Raw genomic sequence first — 17,548 nt, 5'->3', positions numbered from 1 at the left:
TGCCCATGGCGTGGTCATCCTTGATCAGGCCGGATGGCACACGTCAAACAAGCTCGCCATCCCGGACAACATCACACTCTTGCCTTTGCCACCCCGATCTCCCGAACTCAATCCTGTCGAAAACCTATGGCAGTACATGCGAGAAAACTGGCTCTCAAACCGGGTCTTCAAGGACTACGACCAGATCGTCGACCTGTGCTGCCGGGCCTGGAACACGCTCATCGATCAGCCATGGAAAATCATGTCAATCGGAATGCGTGACTGGGCGCATCGGTCCTGAATTTTGTCGTTTGGTATTAGCGACCGTTTCCACCAGCAAATTTGCCGGGTTGGAAAGCAAAAAAACACCCTTTCACACGGCCGAATGCCACCTGACCGCCTCAATCCGGAACCATGAGCTTGCCCTGTAGTTGTTTTATTGACACCGGAAACAACCAGGGACGCCAAACAATGCTCCGCGCCAATCGGCAGCGAAATCGGATTTCCCGCCTCATAGCCAGGCAGATCGGTGAAATGTGGCGATGTTTTTCGTTTCTGTTTTCCTCGACACCGTTGTGCGTGACGATTTGCTTTCCACCATCGCGTTGATCTGAGGGGGCGTTCGGATTATCGGCCTGCGCGCTTTTTCGAAAACGACGTCCTTCGATTTCGTGGTGACGGTCGCGACCGGTAAGTTACCGGTAGGTGCAAGTCAGGCGACTAGCTGGTTGGACTTCGCGCAGAGCTCCCTTGCCAGAACGACGCTTTTGTCCGTGCAATTCGTCGTGGCGCTGGCGCAGGGTCTCCGAAAAATTTCAGCAACTCTCGTAGAACACTCCAATCCGGCTAATGCAGGACGCTTTGCGGGAGACACGCGTTACCCGAACCAATATCTACGCAAAAATGCGCGAGGCTAATGTTTTGGCTCTCTCCGACGTGTAGGCGGTTGTCCTGGAAACCACCAAGAACATTTCAGTGCTGCAGAGCCCTCAATTGGAAACAGGTCTATGCCAACGGCTCAAGGCTCATCGATGCGGAATAAACATCCCTCTTCCCCAGCCCTTATGCCACCTGAACATCCGTCACACCCGGCACCGCCTTCAGTGCTCCGGCGATTTCGGGTGACAGACGGAAACGGCCCGGCAGCTTGACTTCCACTTCGCGCGCACCGTTTTCCAGAAGAACGATGACCGTCACATCGCCCTCTCCGCGCATGGTGAGATGTTTGGCAAGGCTCTGGATGGGGCGTTCGTCGCGGACGAAGACACGCATGCTCTTCTGAAGGCGGGCGGCGACCTTGTCGATCGGGTCCACCTGCTCGATCCTGAGCGAAGGTTCGTCGTCACGCATATCAGCGCCGACCAGAATCACGACGGATCTACCGGTCTGCAACGATTCACGGAACTGCTCCAGCTTTTCACGGAACAGCAGCGCCTCATACTGGCCGGTGGCGTCGGAGAGCCGGGCAATGCCCATGCGCGTGCCGGTCTTGGTCTTTCGTTCCTGCATGGAAATCACCGTGCCGGCCAGACGCCCGGCGGAGGCCCCCTTCTTGACCGCCTCGGCGAACTGCGTCCACGGCTGGACACGCATCTTGTCGAGGATACCGGCGTATTCGTCGATCGGATGGGCGGAGAGATAAAAGCCGATGGCGGAATGCTCGCGCTGCAGCTTTTCCTCCGTCACCCAGTGCTGAACTTCGTCCAGTTGCAGCGGCTCTTCACTGTCGCTGCCACCGAAAAGCTCGTCCTGGCCAAGCGTGCGGTTTTCCTCCGTACGCTGCGCCAGACCCATGACCCGGTCGAGCCCTTCAAAGACCCGCGCCCGGTTGGGCTCCAGTTCGTCGAAGGCTCCGGCGGCAACGAGATTTTCCAGCGTGCGCTTGTTGAGCATCTTCGGCGAGATCCGGCGGGCGAAGTCGCCGAGGCTCTTGAAAGGTGTGTCTCCCCTCACCTCAACGATATGTTCAACCGCCTGTTCTCCCGCCCCTTTGATCGCCCCCAGGGCGTAAAGGATCTTTCCGTCCGCCACGTCGAAATACACCTGGCCGCGGTTGATCGACGGCTGCTCGATCTTTATCCCCATGCGCCGGGCTTCCTGGCGGAAGTCTCCCAGCTTGTCGGTGTTGCCCATATCGAGCGTCATCGACGCGGCCATGAATTCGACCGGGTAGTTCGCCTTCAGCCAGGCCGTATGATAGGACACCAGCGCATAGGCGGCCGCGTGCGACTTGTTGAAGCCGTAGTTGGCGAATTTCGCCACAAGGTCGAAGATCGTCCCGGCCTGGGTCTTGTTGACCCCCTGATCGACCGCCCCATCCACGAAGCGGGCCCGCTGCACCTCCATCTCCGCGGCGATCTTCTTGCCCATCGCACGGCGCAGAAGATCGGCTTCGCCAAGCGAATAGCCGGACAGCACCTGGGCGATCTGCATCACCTGCTCCTGGTAGACGATGATGCCGTTCGTCTCCATCAGGATCGGTTCCAGAAGCGGATGCAGACAGTCCGGATCCTGCTCGCCGTGCTTTACAGCGTTATAGACCGGAATGTTCTCCATCGGCCCCGGCCGATAGAGCGCCACCAGCGCGATGATGTCCTCGAACCGGTCCGGCTTCATGCCGGCGATGGCCCGGCGCATGCCCTGGCTTTCCAGCTGGAACACGCCGAAGGTCTCGCCCCGCGCCAGCATCTTGTAGGTCTGTTCATCGTCGATCGGCAGCCCGGCGACATCTATCGTGACGCCGCGCCGCTCGATCAGCTTCACGGCGGTGTCGATGACGGTCAGCGTCTTCAGGCCGAGAAAGTCGAACTTCACCAGCCCGGCTTCCTCGACCATCTTCATGTTGAACTGCGCCACCGGCATGTCCGAGCGCGGATCGCGGTAGAGGGGCACGAGCTGTTCCAGCGGCCGGTCGCCGATCACCACGCCTGCCGCGTGGGTGGAGGCGTGCCGGTAAAGCCCTTCCAGCTTCTGCGCCATGCCAAGCAGGCGCTCGACGTTCTCTTCGTCCTTGGCCGCCTCGCGCAGGCGCGGCTCGTCGGCGATGGCCTGGGCGAGAGTTACCGGATTGGCCGGGTTCGCCGGCACCAGCTTGCACAGCCGGTCAACCTGTCCGTAGGGCATCTGCAGCACGCGGCCGACATCGCGCAACACGGCGCGCGCCTGCAGCGATCCGAAAGTAATGATCTGCGCCACCTGCTGGCGGCCATATTTCTCCTGAACGTAGCGGATCACCTCTTCGCGCCGGCTCTGGCAGAAGTCGATGTCGAAATCCGGCATCGACACACGGTCGGGATTGAGGAAACGTTCGAACAGCAGGGAAAACCGCATCGGGTCGAGGTCGGTGATGGTCAGCGCCCACGCCACCAGCGACCCGGCCCCGGAACCACGGCCCGGCCCGACGGGAATATCCTGCCCCTTCGCCCATTTGATGAAGTCGGCAACGATCAGGAAGTAGCCGGGAAATTTCATCCGTTCGATGACGCCGGTCTCATAGTCGAGCCGGTCCCAGTAATCCTTTTCCTCAAGTCCCGGCGCAAGACCGTGAGCGTCGAGACGTTCGCGCAGCCCCTCGCGCGCCTGTCGTTTCAGTTCCTCCGTTTCCGCCTGCTCGGCTTCTTCCCCGTCCGCGTCGGCGCTGGTGAAGCGCGGCAGGATAGGGTCACGTCGCAGAGGGCGGAAATGACAGCGTCTGGCGATTTCCACCGTGGAGGCCAGCGCTTCGGGCAGATCGGCAAAGAGCGCGCACATTTCCGCACGGCTCTTGAAATAATGCTCCGGGGTCAACCGGCGGCGATCGTCCTCGATCAGCACCCGGCTTTCGGAAATGCAGATCAGGGCGTCATGCGCCTCATAGTCCTCGCGCTTGGGAAAAAACGCCTCGTTGGTCGCAACCAGCGGCAGGCCCATCTCATAGGCGAGCGCGAGGAAGGCCTCCTCGGTCCTGCGCTCCACCTCCATGCCGTGACGCTGGATCTCGACGTAACAGCGGCCGGAAAAGCCCGAGGCCAGGTTCTGCAGCCGGTCCCTGGCCAGATCCTTGCGTCCGGCGACCAGAGCCGCGCCGACGGGCCCCAGAGCGCCACCGGTCAGAACGATCAAGTCATCGGATTTGGACAGAAGATAGTCGAGGGATACATGCGGCCGCAGCCCAGTTTCCGTATCCAGAAAGGCACGTGAGGAGAGCTCAATCAGGTTGCCGTAGCCGCGTTCGCTCATGGCGATCAGCACCACATCGGCCAGAGCGGGCTCTCCCCGCCGTCCGCTCTCCAGTCCGTCGTCGAAGAACACGGACAGCTGGCAGGCGGTGATCGGCTGGATACCCGCTCCCCAGGCCTTGCTGGAAAACTCCTGCGCTCCGAACAGATTATTGGTGTCGGCAATCGCCAGCGCCGGCTGACCGTCGGCCTTGGCAAGGTCCAGCAACTTCTTGATCGGCAACGCGCCTTCCAGCAGAGACAGCGCGGAATGGACCCTGAGGTGAACATAACCCGGCCCTGCGCCCGCCTGTCCGGCGGCCTCGGAGGGCACGGTGGCAGAGGAGTGGGAATCGGTCATGGCGGCGCTTCTCGAATCTTCCGGAATCAGCTCCCAAGTGAAGCGCTTCAGAAAAGATATGTCGAGCCGTCAAAGCGGTTGTCACCGCTGTTCTTTGCAGCATCGGCCTGCCGGACGCATACCGAAAACGCATACCGGACGGAAATAGAAGCAGCTCCATGGCGAGAGTAAAAACACGCCGGAATCAAATCTGCGACGCACCGGAGTGAAGCTCTCACCCGGCAGGCATTGTCCCTCAGCCAAGAGAAAACAGCACATCACCCCAGACGGCAAGCGTGGTGCAGAAGCACATCAGGGAACCGAATGCGGCAAAATCACGAGCGATATAGATCATCACACCCTCCAACCTTGGCTTATGGCTTGAAGTGACTATGTTCCATTTTTGTTCACTTTGCAAACACTTTTTGTTCCTGTTGCCATCAAGAGGATCAAATTATCTGAAAATCTAGGGTTTTTGCTTTGTTCCGCTGATCCTGACACTTGCCGGAAAGTCGTGTCCGGTGCCATGTCGTGCAGGCCTCAATCGATTGAGCGTGGCAGAAACGGGGAAATTTGACCTGGCTGGTTTTCAGGCATTGGCGCGTGTCGACCCGGGAGCCGGATTGCCCGGAACGCACATCGTCCGTGCGGTCAGCCTAGAGAGGCCGCACCAACCCGTCCTTCAGGGTGATCGAGCGATCCATCTGCGCGGCGAGTTCCAGATTATGTGTGGCGAACAGCGTCGCGACGCCGGAGGCCCGCACGAGCGCCGCCAGGGCGTCAAAGACGTATTTGGCCGTCATGGGGTCGAGATTGCCGGTCGGTTCGTCCAGCAGCAGGATGCGCGGCGCATTGGCCACCGCGCGGGCAACCGCAACCCGCTGCTGCTCGCCGCCGGACAGCTCCGAGGGACGGTGTTTTCCGCGCTCCCCAAGCCGCATGTAGCTGAGCAGTTCATCTGCACGCGCGGCGGCGACCTTTTTCGGCAATCCGCGGATCATCTGCGGCATCATGATGTTCTCCTGCGCGGTGAATTCCGGCAGCAGGTGATGGAACTGGTAGACGAAGCCGATGTCGTTGCGGCGGATGGCCGTGCGCTGGTCGTCGGACAGCTCCGAACAGTTGACCGGCCCGAGAAACACATCTCCCTCGTCGGGGCGCTCCAGCAGCCCGGCGATATGCAGCAGGGTTGATTTCCCGGTTCCGGACGGCGCGACCAGCGCCACCATTTCCCCGGCCTCGATCCGAAGGTTCGCACCGTTGAGGATATGAAGCTGGCGGTCGCCCTCATCGAAGCTGCGCCCAATGCCCGCGAGCTCCAGAGCAGCTGGTGCGAGACCGGACGCCCGGCGCGGGTCTGCGGCCATGTTCATCGGCGCGTCCTCACTCATACCGCAGCGCTTCAACAGGATCGAGCCGCGCAGCCCGCCAGGCGGGATAAAGTGTCGCCAGCAACGACAGCACCAGCGCCATCAAAAGCACCGTTATGGTTTCGCCGCTGTCGATTTCGGCCGGCAGCCTGGACAGAAAATAGAGCGTCGGATCGAAAAGCTGCGTTGACGTCAGCCACGAGACGCCCTGGCGGATGCTTTCGATATTCAGGCAGACAACCAACCCGAGCACAAACCCCGCGAAGGTGCCGACACAGCCGATGCTGGCGCCGGTGATCAGGAAGATCCGCATGATGGATCCGCGGGTCGCGCCCATGGTACGCAGAACGGCGATGTCCCTGCCCTTGTCCTTCACCAGCATGATCAGCCCGGAAATGATATTGAGCGCCGCGACCAGAACGATCAGCGTCAGGATGATGAACATCACGTTGCGTTCCACCTCCAGTGCGGAGAAAAACGTCACGTTGCGCTGGCGCCAGTCCGTGACGAAGGTGGGACGCTCGGCCGCTTCCTCGATGGCCTTGGCCATGACGCCGACATTGTCCGGATCGACCACATAGATCTCGATTCCGGTCGCCTTGGTGTCCATGTTGAAATAGGCCTGCGCCTCTTCCAGCGGCATGAACACGAAGGTGCTGTCATATTCGCTCATGCCGATCTCGAAGATGGCCGACACCGGATAGGCCTTCAGCCTTGGTGTCACGCCCATCGGCGTGACGCTGCCACGCGGGGAGATGATGGTGATGTTGTCGCCGGTGGACACGCCGAGCTGCTGCGCCATGCGCGAGCCGATGGCGATGCCTTCGCCTTCGTCGAAGCCGTCGAGGGAGCCGGAGCGGACGTTGTTGGCAATCAGCGGTACCTGGCGCACATCAGCTTCATGAAGGCCGCGCACCAGAGCTCCCAGGTTACCTGCCGGACCGGAAACCAGTGCCTGCCCCTCGACGAAGGGAATGGCACTGACCACATCCGGCACACCTTCAAGCCGCGCCGCCACCGCGTCATAGTCAGTAAGCGGCAGATCTATCGGCTGGACGAGCATATGGCCGTTGATGCCGAGAATCTTGCCCAGGAGCTCTGACCGGAAGCCGTTCATCACCGCCATGACGATGATCAGCGTCGCGACACCCAGCATGATCCCGGCAAAGGAAAAACCGGCGATGACGGAAATGAAGGTCTCGCGCCGCCTTGAGCGCAGATACCTGCCGGCGATCATCCACTCGTAGGCGGAAAACGGACGTGTGGGCTCTGCTGATTTCCGGCCTTCTTCAACGTCCGCAGTATCTACCGCTGTCATCGTCCATCCACTTCAGCAATGCCCCACAGGCCCCAATGACTTGTGGCAGCTTGCGGCGGCCCGCGGCCGAATCCCCGCTCCGAGCATCACCGCAGTTGCCTAACCCGTCAATGCCGCCGTCAGCTTGTTCAGCGTCGCTTCCGGGGAAAGCATTTCCTTTTCCCCAGTTGCGCGGTTCTTGACCTCCAGAAGGCCGTCTTTCAGCCCGCGCGGCCCCGCAACAACCTGGAACGGCAAGCCGATGAGATCCATGGTCGCGAATTTCGCACCCGCCCGCGTGTCCGTGTCATCATAGAGCACTTCCATGCCGGCAGCTTCCAGTTTGCCGTAAAGGTCCTCCGATACACTGTCGGTAAGGTCGTCTCCCGGTTTCAGGTTGATCAGGCCGACATGGAAAGGAGCAACCGATTTCGGCCAGATGATTCCATCTTCATCATGATTGGCCTCGATCAAGGCGCCAAGAAGGCGGGATACGCCGACTCCGTAGGAGCCCATATGAACCGCAACCTCGGTGCCGTCCGAAGTGGCGACCTTCGCACCTAGCGGTTCGGAATATTTGGTGCCGAAATAAAATGTCTGACCGACCTCGATGCCGCGCGCGACGATCCGCTTGTCTTCCGGTACGGAGGATTCGAACTCCGCCTTGTCGACGATGTCTTCCGTTGCCGCGTAAAGCGACGTCCAGTCGTTGACGATGGGCGTCAGGTCACCGGCGAAATCGACATTCTCGCCCGGCGTTTCCTTGTCCAGATAGTCAGCGTGGCAATAAACCTCGCTCTCGCCGGTCTCGGCGAGCACGATGAACTCGTGGCTCAGATCGCCGCCGATAGGTCCGGTCTCGGCGCGCATCGGAATTGCCGTCAGCCCCATGCGCTTGTAGGTGCGCAGATACGCGACGAACATGCGGTTATAGGACTCGACCGCCCGTTCCTTGTCCAGATCGAAGGAATAGGCGTCCTTCATCAGGAATTCCCTGCCCCGCATAATGCCGAAACGCGGGCGGACTTCGTCGCGGAATTTCCACTGAATATGGTAAAGGTTCAGCGGCAGATCCTTGTAGGAGCGCACGTAGCTGCGAAAGATCTCGGTAATCATTTCCTCGTTTGTCGGGCCGTAAAGCATATCGCGCTCGTGCCGGTCGGTGATGCGCAGCATTTCCTTGCCATAGGCATCGTATCGGCCACTTTCGCGCCACAGGTCGGCGGACTGGATGGTCGGCATCAGCAGTTGAATGGCCCCTGCCCGCGCCTGCTCTTCCTCCACGATCCGCTCGATCTTGCGCAAAACTTTAAGTCCCAGCGGCAGCCAGGAATAAATCCCGGCGGATTGCTGGCGAATCATGCCGGCCCGCAGCATAAGCCGGTGGGAAACGATTTCCGCTTCCTTCGGTGTTTCCTTAAGGATGGGCAGAAAGTATCGGGAAAGACGCATGAATATTCTCTCGGTCCTGGCAACGCCTGTTTGCGGCGCAGTCAAAGCGCAAGCCGCGCACAAAAACAAGTCCTTTACGCTAAGCCAGCAATCTTTTGCGGAATTTGCCGCAAAATAGACCGACGTCCCCGGACGCAATGCATTTTGCCGCCTAATTTTAAGCCGAGCGCCACCGTGATCCGACGGCTGATTTTCCGCTTCCGAATTAGGCAAGCAAAAAATGTAGGCTACACACTACAAATAGGTGACAAGTCAGATTCAATCCGTTAGGTTTTCGTCTTATAAGAAAAAGACGCCTTGGTAGTAATGCCAAGAAGCTGAAGGTCATCGCGGTCTGAGTCTTGGGAGGAAGGACCCTTAGGCGCGCCTCACGGTTCGCAGCCGCCCAACCGGATTGTTAACCCAATCGGTAAGGGAACAGGGTCAGTTTAGACGCGGAACTTAACAAAGGCAGGGCTTGGCTCTGCCTTTTCTTTTTATGACTATCAACCCGATAGTATTCGTCCCTATTTTCCGGAGGCAACCGGCCTCATTCGAGGATGTCCCTTAGCCAGGATCCGCCCCGGAGAAGGCCGCTTTAAACTGAAGTCAGAAAACCGCCCGAACGCATCTGCAAAGCAAACACTGTCCCGGGCGTCTTCCTCAAACCGGGAATCAGCTTAAACGCGACACGTTCTAATTTCCGGGATTACCGTAGCTCTCGGCAGGCGGGTTGAAGAACGGAATATCGTCCAGCCCATACCCCGACGCCCGCATGCCGACAAAACCGGCGAACAGGACCGTGGCGACGATGGTTGTGAGCACGATCACCTTCAGAAAACGCGGCCTGTCCGGAGCGCTTGGCTCCGAACCCGGAATCACGTCTCCCGCCTCCTCCTGGGTCCGGTGCATGCCGAAGGGAAGAATGGCAAACAGGATAATCCACCAGATCAGGAAGTAGATCGCCAGGCCGAACGTTACGGACATGCTTTTACGCCTCTTCCAGTTCGGTCAACGTGCCCAGAAAATCCTTCGGATGCAGAAAGAGGACCGGTTTGCCATGGGCGCCGATCTTCGGTTCGCCATCACCCAGAACCCGCGCGCCGTTTTTCACCAGCTGGTCCCGCGCAGCGATGATGTCGTCAACCTCATAGCACACGTGATGAACGCCGCCGGACGGGTTCTTCTCCAGGAATTTCGCGATGGGCGATCCCTCGCCCAACGGTTCCAGCAGCTCGATCTTGGTATTCGGCAAGTTGATGAACACGGTGGTCACACCGTGGTCCGGCTGGTCCTGTTTGCCGGAAACCTCGGCGCCGAGCGTGTCCCGGTAGACCGCCGTCGCCGCGTCGATATCCGTTACGGCGATAGCAACATGGTTGAGCCGGCCGATCATGCATATTCCTCCTCAATCGGCAGCCGGGACCGGCCACCTGTGAAAGGTTATAGCCGGGTCACCATCACCTTGCAGAGCGTCTTTTTGCCCCACACGCTCTGGATCTCCGCACGCGCGGCCCTCCGGGCGGCTTCGCCGATCAGTTCCTTGTCCTTGCGCCGGGCTTTCGGAATACTCTTCATCGCGCCGTTGACGGCCTTGATGACGATATTCTCCATCGGTTCTCCCTCGTCGTCCGTGTCCGGCAGACCGAGCAGAGTGACTTCCGGATCGGTCAGAAGCTCCCCGGCCCGATTGATGACCAGCGCGATGACGGCAGCACCCGCAAACGACAGCTTGCGCCGCTCGGCGACACCGGTGACTTCCGGATCGTCGAGAATGTCGCCATCCTTGACCATGATCCCGAAGGGAGCCTGATCGATGACGGCGGCTTTGCCGGCTGTCAGGCGAACGATGTCGCCGTTCTTGCCGCGCACGACTTCCGGAACGCCCTGTTCGCGGGCAAACTCGGCCTGGGCGGCAAGGTGCAGCGGTTCGCCGTGCACCGGCAGCAGGACTTTCGGCTTCAGCAGCTTGTAGAGCTGTTCCAGTTCACCCCGGCGCGGGTGGCCGGAAACGTGAACCAGCGCATCCTTGTCGGTAACGATGTCCGCTCCCAGATCTGCGAGATTGTTGAGAACCTCGGCAACCGCCTTTTCATTGCCGGGAATGGTCCGGGAGGAAAAGATCACCATGTCGCCCTTGGACAGCGCAACGTTGCGGTGATCGCCGGACGCGATCCTTGCAAGCGCGGCACGGTTCTCCCCTTGCGAGCCGGTGCAAAGAAGCACCGCCTTTTCCCTGGGCAGATAGCCGAATGCATCCTCGCCATGAAAAGCCGGCAGGCCTTCCAGGTAACCGAGTTCGCCAGCAACCTCGATCACCCGGTGCATTGAACGGCCAACCACGACAACATCGCGTTCGTTGGCGGCGGCGGCCTCTGCAATGGCCCGAATACGGGCAACGTTGGAGGCAAAGGTTGTGACGGCGATCCGCTTTGTTGCCTTGGCCATCACCTTCTTCAGCTCTTCGGCAACATCCGCTTCGCTCGGGCTGACGCCGTCGCGGATCGCGTTGGTGCTGTCGCAGACCAGTGCCATCACGCCTTCGCGGCCGAGTTCCGCCAGCCGGTCCAGGTCGATCGGCAACCCGACGCCCGGGGTCGTGTCGATTTTCCAGTCGCCGGTATGCAGAACCATGCCCGCCGGCGTGCGGATTGCCAGCGCACAGGGTTCCGGGATCGAGTGGGCCATGGCGACGAACTCGACGTCGAACGGCCCGATATTGACCCTGTCTCCCTGCTTCACCACCGTCACCGGCACTTCTTCAGCACCCGGCTCGCTTTCCGTCTTGGCGGCCAGCAACCCGGCCGTGAAGGCCGTCGCATAGACGGGAACCTTCAGAAACGGCCAAAGATGAAGGATGGCGCCATAGTGATCCTCATGGGCGTGAGTGATCACCATCCCGGCAATATTGTCAATTTCGTCTTCCAAAAACTTGATGTCAGGCACGACCACGTCGATACCCGGAAGCTCGGGACCGGCAAAGCTGACGCCGCAATCGACGATCAGCCAAGTCCTGTTGTCTTCAGGGCCGTAGCCGTAGAGACCCAGGTTCATGCCGATTTCGCCAACCCCGCCCAGTGGCAGAAACACTATGTCGTTGTTGTTCTTTTTGGCCGAAGCCATGAATTGCTCCTTTAAAGCTGTGCACAGGCAGGCGGTTAAGCCTCAGGCAAAAACACATCGCCTGCATAAACGGTGCGCTGGCCGCCATCTTCCTGTTTCAACACGAGATAGCCGCGCGCATCCATATCGGCAAAAATGCCGGTAATTTCTTCCCGGGCGGTTCGGACCGTAATCTCCTTGCCCAGATGTGCCGCCCGACTGAGCCATGCGGTCCGAATACTCTCGAACCCGTCCGGCTTCTGCCAGCGGTTGAGCTGCTCCGCCAGGCATTCCGCGAGACTGGCGAAAAGCCTGTCCGCGGGCACCTGAAATCCGAGACTTCTCAGATCGGTTGCCTGATAGAGCGTAAGCGGCGGGTGGGAGACACAATTCACACCGAACCCGATGACCACGGTCCGCCGGCCATCGGCCAGGGTTTCCGCCTCAAGAAGTATTCCTGAAAGCTTGGCTCCGCCGACCAGGAGATCATTTGGCCATTTCAGCGATACCAGTTGCAGTGTCCCGGCTGCTTTGTCAACGGCTTCCGCCAGAGCAACCGCCGCCGCAAGCGGCAATTCGGCTATTCTGTCTGCCGGTTCAGGGTCAATCAGCAGAACACTCGCAAACAGGTTGCCCTCGGGCGACATCCAGTCCCGGCCGCGCCGGCCGCGGCCTTCGGACTGCGTGTGCGCCCGGATCCATAAATTACCGGGATGGCCGGCGCGCGCCCGTTCGAAACATACCGAATTGGTCGAGCCGACGGCATCCAGCTCTTCATAGAGAAAATCCGGCGCACCGGGCGCCGGACATTTCAAGCCCTGGGCGGTCATGCCGGAGGTCAGAACAGGGACTGCGCCGCTGCGCTGGCGGCATTGACCACATGTCCGGGAGCCAGCCAGAAGAAGATGACAAAGACACTGGAGAGGCCAAGCACCACCCGAAGTTCCACGGGCATCTTCTCGAAAGCCTCAACCGGCTCGTCAAAGAACATCACCTTGACGATGCGCAGATAATAGTAGGCGCCGACCACCGACATCAGCACGCCGATAACCGCCAGCGGATAAAGCCCGGCCTGGACCGCCGCAACGAAGACGTACCATTTGCCGAAGAAGCCGATCAACGGCGGAATTCCGGCCAGCGAGAACATCAGCAACGCGAGCAGGATCGCCATCGGCAGGTTGGTTTGCGACAGTCCGGCGAGATCGTCGATTTCTTCCACCATGCCGTCCTTGCGGCGCATCGACAGGATGACGGCGAAAACACCAAGCGTCATGCCGAGATAGGCCATCATGTAGAAGATCACCCCTTCCACACCGGTCTGCGTGCCGGCGGCAAGCCCGACGAGCGCATAGCCCATGTGCCCGATGGAGGAATAGGCCATCAGCCGTTTCAGATTACGCTGACCGATGGCGGCGAAGGCGCCGAGCGCCATGGAGGCGATGGACACGAAGACAACGATCTGCTGCCAGTCGCTGGTGACCGGCTGGAAAGCCTCGATGACGATCCGCACCAGCATGCCCATGGCAGCCACTTTCGGAGCGGCGGCCAGGAAGGCGGTGACTGGGGTTGGTGCGCCCTCATAAACATCCGGGGTCCACATGTGGAACGGCACCGCGGAAATCTTGAAGGCAAGGCCGGCCAGAATGAAGGTCAGGCCGATCACAAGGCCGATCGAGTCACCCTCTTGTGTCAGAACCTCCGCGATTTCCGCAAAGCCGATCTGCCCGGTAAAGCCATAGACCAGCGACATTCCGTAGAGCAGCATGCCGGAGGACAGCGAGCCGAGAACGAAATACTTCAGGCCGGCTTCCGTGGACCGCACGCTGTCACGGTTGATCGCCGCCACCACATAAAGCGCAAGGCTCTGCAGCTCGAGACCGAGATAAAGCGCGATCAGGTCGTTGGCGGACAGCATGAGCATCATGCCGAGCGTCGCCAGCACGATCAGGATCGGGTATTCGAAATGATCGAAGGACTGGCTCTTGGCATAGGCCCACGACATCGCGATAGCAAAGAACGACCCCGCCAGCACAAGCAGTTTCAGAAGATAGGCGAAGTCGTCAAGAACGAAGGATCCACCGAAGGTCTCGCCAAAGGTCGGCACAAGCAGAAGCACCAGGAAGGTACCGCCCAGCAGGCCCATCGCACCGCCGAAAACCGCGTAGCTGACGCCTTTTCCGCCAAAGGCGCCGACCATCAGCAACGCCATGGCTCCGAGGGCCAGGATGATCTCCGGCAGGACCGGCATGAGATCTGGCAATTGGGTCATATCCGACATAGCTCTGTCTCGTCCTCGAAACCTTAGTGAGACACGGCGGCGGGCGCCGCGTGCTGGGCGACACCCGCCGCGTCAAGTGCCGCTGTGTAGTGATTGATGAGATTGTCGACCGCCCCCTGGGTCACGTCCAGGATCGCCATCGGATAGAAGCCGAAGAAGATCGTCAGCAGGACCATCGGGATCAGAATAACCTTTTCCCTGAGATCCAGATCGAGGATCGACTTCAGGCTTTCCTTCTCGATCGCGCCGAAAACAACCCTGCGGTAGAGATAGAGCGCATAGACGGCGGACAGGATCACACCGGTCGTCGCGAAGACCGCGACCCAGGTGTTCACCTGGAAGATGCCCATCAGGACCAGGATTTCGCCGACGAAGCCCGAAGTGCCCGGCAGGCCGACATTGGCCATGGTGAAGATCAGGAACACCACCGCATATTTCGGCATCCGGTTGACCAGTCCGCCATAGGCGGCGATCTCGCGAGTGTGCATCCGGTCGTAGATCACCCCGACGCACAGGAAGAGCGCACTGGCGACGATGCCGTGGGACAGCATCTGGAAGATGCCACCCTGAACGCCCTGATGGGTCATCGTGAAGATCCCCATGGTCACGTAGCCCATGTGGGCGACGGAGGAATAGGCGATCAGCTTCTTGATGTCTTCCTGGGCGAGCGCCACCAGCGAGGTATAGACGATGGCCACTACCGAAAGCGTATAAATCAGCGGCGCGAACATATCCGAGGCGATCGGGAACATCGGCAGCGAGAAGCGCAGGAAGCCGTAACCGCCGAGCTTCAGGAGAACGCCCGCCAGAATGACGGAACCGGCCGTCGGGGCTTCCACGTGCGCATCCGGCAACCAGGTATGCACCGGCCACATCGGCATCTTGACCGCGAAGCTCGCGAAGAACGCCAGCCACAGCCAGGTCTGCATGCCGGGCGGGAAGCCGTGCGTCAGAAGCTGCTCGATGTCCGTCGTTCCTGCGTTCCAGTACATCGCCATGATCGCGATCAGCATCAGCACCGATCCGAGCAGCGTGTAGAGGAAGAACTTGTAGGATGCATAGACGCGCCGCGCGCCGCCCCACACGCCGATGATCAGGAACATCGGGATAAGGCCGGCCTCGAAGAACACATAGAAGACCACCAGATCAAGCGCGCAGAATACGCCGATCATCATCGTCTCAAGCACCAGGAATGCGATCATGTATTCCTTGACGCGCTTCTGGATGCTTTCCCAGGACGCCAGGATGCAGAACGGCAACAGGAACGTGGTCAGGATCACGAACAGCACCGAAATGCCGTCCACGCCCATCCTGTAGCTGACATTGCCGCCTAGCCAATCGCGATGCTCGATGAACTGGAAGCCCGGATTGTCGTAGTCGAAGTTGCCCCAGATGAACAGCGACAGGACGAAGGTCACGCCCGTGGTCACCAGGGCGACCATGCGGATGTTTCGCCTGCTTCCCTCATCCTCGCTGGGAACCAGCAGGATGAAGACCACGCCAAGCAACGGCAGGAAAGTCGTGAGTGACAGAATTGGCCAGTCAATCATTAGTGTGCACCCCCGCCGGTGCCTGCACCGGTGAACATCGACCAGGTTATGAGCGCAGCCACACCGATCAGCATCGCAAAAGCATAATGATAGAGATATCCGGTCTGCAGTTTCACGACCCAGGTCGTGACGTTCTGGACGCGGGCAGCAACACCGTTCGGACCGAAGCCGTCGATGATTGTGCCGTCGCCCTTCTTCCACAGCATGCGGCCGATCCACATGGCAGGCCGGACGAAGATGAAGTCATAGAGCTCGTCGAAATACCACTTGTTGAGCAGGAACTGATAGAGGCCGGAATGGCGCTCCGCCAGTTGCTTCGGCATCTCCGGCGAGCGGATGTAGAACTGGTAGGCCACCAGGAAACCGAGAACCATCATGATGAAGGGCGAGACCTTCACCCAGGCCGGAACCTCGTGCATGGCATGCAGAATGTGGTTGGTTTCACTGGTGAACAGCGCCCCCTTCCAGAACTCCGCATAACCTTCCCCGTAGAAGATCCCGTAAAAGACCATCCCGGCAAAGGCCGCGCCGATCGACAGGATCCCCAGGGGGATTGTCATGACCAGCGGCGATTCATGCACGTGCTTCATGACATCCACCGGCGCGCGCGGCTTTCCGTGGAAAGTCATGAAGGTCAGGCGCCAGGAATAGAAGGCCGTCAGCGCCGCGGCGATCACCGTCAGCCAGAAGCCGTAGAGCGCCATCGGGTTGGCGTGATCGCCGGTGGACCCCGCGAACGCCGCTTCGATGATGGCATCCTTGGAGATGAAGCCCGCAAAGCCGATATGGGTGAACGGAATACCGACGCCGGTCAGGGCCAGCGTGCCGATCATCATTGTCCAGTAGGTGATCGGAATGTGTTTTCTCAAACCACCCATCTTGCGCATGTCCTGCTCGTCGGAAACCGCATGGATCACGGACCCGGCGCACAGGAACAGGAGCGCCTTGAAGAATGCGTGTGTGAACAGGTGGAAGATGCCGATGGAATAGGCCCCGACCCCGAGTGCGACGAACATGTAGCCGAGCTGGGAACAGGTCGAATAGGCGATCACCCGTTTGATGTCGTTCTGCACAAGACCCACGGTCGCGGCGAAAAACGCTGTCGTCGCGCCGAAGAACACGATCACGGCCAGCGCCGTATGCGACAGTTCCATCAGCGGCGACAGGCGTGCCACCATGAAGACACCGGCGGTCACCATCGTCGCGGCGTGGATAAGCGCGGAGACCGGCGTCGGGCCCTCCATCGCGTCCGGCAGCCAGGTGTGCAGCAGGAACTGGGCCGATTTACCCATCGCTCCCATGAACAGCAACAGGCAGACGACGGTCATCGCCGCATGCGCATCCAGATGATAGCCGAGGAAGGTCATCACCTCGCCGTGCTCCTCGATGAAGGACGGCGCATCGTTGAAGATGGTGGTGAAATCGATGCTCTGGAACAGATAGAACACGCCGAAGATACCGAGCGCGAAACCGAAGTCGCCGACACGGTTGACCACGAAGGCCTTCATGGCGGCCGCATTCGCGGACGGCTTCTGGTACCAGAAACCGATCAGCAGGTAGGAAGCCAGACCGACGCCCTCCCAGCCAAAGAACATCTGCAGCAGGTTGTCCGCGGTTACCAGCGACAGCATCGCGAAGGTAAACAGCGACAGATAGGCGAAAAAGCGCGGCCGGTGCGGATCGTGGTGCATGTAGCCGATGGAATAGACATGCACCAGCGCGGAGACGGTGGTGACCACGACCAGCATGACCGCCGTCAGCGTGTCGACACGGATCGACCAGTAGACATTCAGGTCTCCGACATTCAGCCAGCGGAACAGATTGAAGGCCTGCGCTTCCGATCCGCCGAACCAGAAGCCGCAGAACGTGATCCAAGACAGCACCGCCGTCACGACCAGCAGTGAACTGGTAATATATTCGCAAGCCTTGGCGCCCAGGGAGCGTCCGAAAAGGCCGGCAATCAGAAAGCCGATAAGCGGCAGGAACAGGATTGCGGAATACATCG

Annotated in this window: 12 protein-coding genes; 1 reads left to right on the top strand and 11 read right to left on the bottom strand. The window is 59.9% G+C overall.

Annotated elements, in window-relative coordinates; all coding sequences use genetic code 11:
• On the top strand, positions 1-280 hold a 280-nt coding region (locus OA90_RS23635), incomplete at its 5' end, for a transposase (RefSeq protein ID WP_199823691.1).
• Between the two features lie 761 nt (positions 281-1,041).
• On the opposite strand, the gene dnaE is transcribed toward OA90_RS23635, so the two are convergent.
• The 11 genes from dnaE to nuoL form a co-directional block, all read right to left on the bottom strand.
• Positions 1,042-4,536 carry a DNA polymerase III subunit alpha gene (gene dnaE, locus OA90_RS23630; protein WP_068418546.1) on the bottom strand — a complete coding sequence of 1,165 codons (3,495 nt, stop codon included), beginning with the start codon at positions 4,534-4,536 and terminating at the stop codon, positions 1,042-1,044.
• A gap of 635 nt (positions 4,537-5,171) precedes the next feature.
• Complete coding sequence (locus tag OA90_RS23625; protein ID WP_068418570.1) at positions 5,172-5,888, bottom strand: ABC transporter ATP-binding protein; 717 nt, start codon at positions 5,886-5,888, stop codon at positions 5,172-5,174.
• Positions 5,889-5,898: 10 nt separating this feature from the next.
• Positions 5,899-7,203 carry a lipoprotein-releasing ABC transporter permease subunit gene (locus tag OA90_RS23620; protein ID WP_068418539.1) on the bottom strand — a complete coding sequence of 435 codons (1,305 nt, stop codon included), beginning with the start codon at positions 7,201-7,203 and terminating at the stop codon, positions 5,899-5,901.
• Between the two features lie 99 nt (positions 7,204-7,302).
• A complete protein-coding gene (proS, locus tag OA90_RS23615) occupies positions 7,303-8,634 on the bottom strand; it encodes a proline--tRNA ligase (RefSeq protein WP_068418534.1) in 1,332 nt (443 codons plus the stop codon).
• Between the two features lie 675 nt (positions 8,635-9,309).
• Positions 9,310-9,600 carry a DUF1467 family protein gene (locus tag OA90_RS23610; protein WP_068418532.1) on the bottom strand — a complete coding sequence of 97 codons (291 nt, stop codon included), beginning with the start codon at positions 9,598-9,600 and terminating at the stop codon, positions 9,310-9,312.
• Between the two features lie 4 nt (positions 9,601-9,604).
• Positions 9,605-10,009, bottom strand: coding sequence for a methylmalonyl-CoA epimerase (mce, locus tag OA90_RS23605; protein ID WP_068418530.1), 405 nt, complete (start codon positions 10,007-10,009; stop codon positions 9,605-9,607).
• Between the two features lie 47 nt (positions 10,010-10,056).
• Positions 10,057-11,736, bottom strand: a complete 1,680-nt coding sequence (locus tag OA90_RS23600; RefSeq protein ID WP_068418528.1) for a ribonuclease J — start codon at positions 11,734-11,736, stop codon at positions 10,057-10,059.
• Between the two features lie 35 nt (positions 11,737-11,771).
• A complete protein-coding gene (locus OA90_RS23595; RefSeq protein ID WP_068418525.1) occupies positions 11,772-12,545 on the bottom strand; it encodes a biotin--[acetyl-CoA-carboxylase] ligase in 774 nt (257 codons plus the stop codon).
• Between the two features lie 8 nt (positions 12,546-12,553).
• Positions 12,554-13,993: an NADH-quinone oxidoreductase subunit NuoN gene (gene nuoN / locus OA90_RS23590; protein ID WP_068418520.1), complete on the bottom strand. Its 1,440-nt coding sequence runs from the start codon at positions 13,991-13,993 to the stop codon at positions 12,554-12,556.
• A 23-nt stretch (positions 13,994-14,016) separates the two neighbouring features.
• Positions 14,017-15,543, bottom strand: a complete 1,527-nt coding sequence (locus OA90_RS23585) for an NADH-quinone oxidoreductase subunit M (protein ID WP_068418517.1) — start codon at positions 15,541-15,543, stop codon at positions 14,017-14,019.
• A complete protein-coding gene (gene nuoL / locus OA90_RS23580; protein WP_068418513.1) occupies positions 15,543-17,546 on the bottom strand; it encodes an NADH-quinone oxidoreductase subunit L in 2,004 nt (667 codons plus the stop codon). Before nuoL ends, OA90_RS23585 begins: the two co-directional genes overlap by 1 nt.
• Positions 17,547-17,548: the final 2 nt, after the last annotated feature.

The sequence above is a fragment of the Labrenzia sp. OB1 genome, assembly GCF_001624695.1.
In the GTDB taxonomy this organism is placed as follows: domain Bacteria; phylum Pseudomonadota; class Alphaproteobacteria; order Rhizobiales; family Stappiaceae; genus Roseibium.
This window is presented reverse-complemented; position numbering and strand designations above follow the sequence as displayed.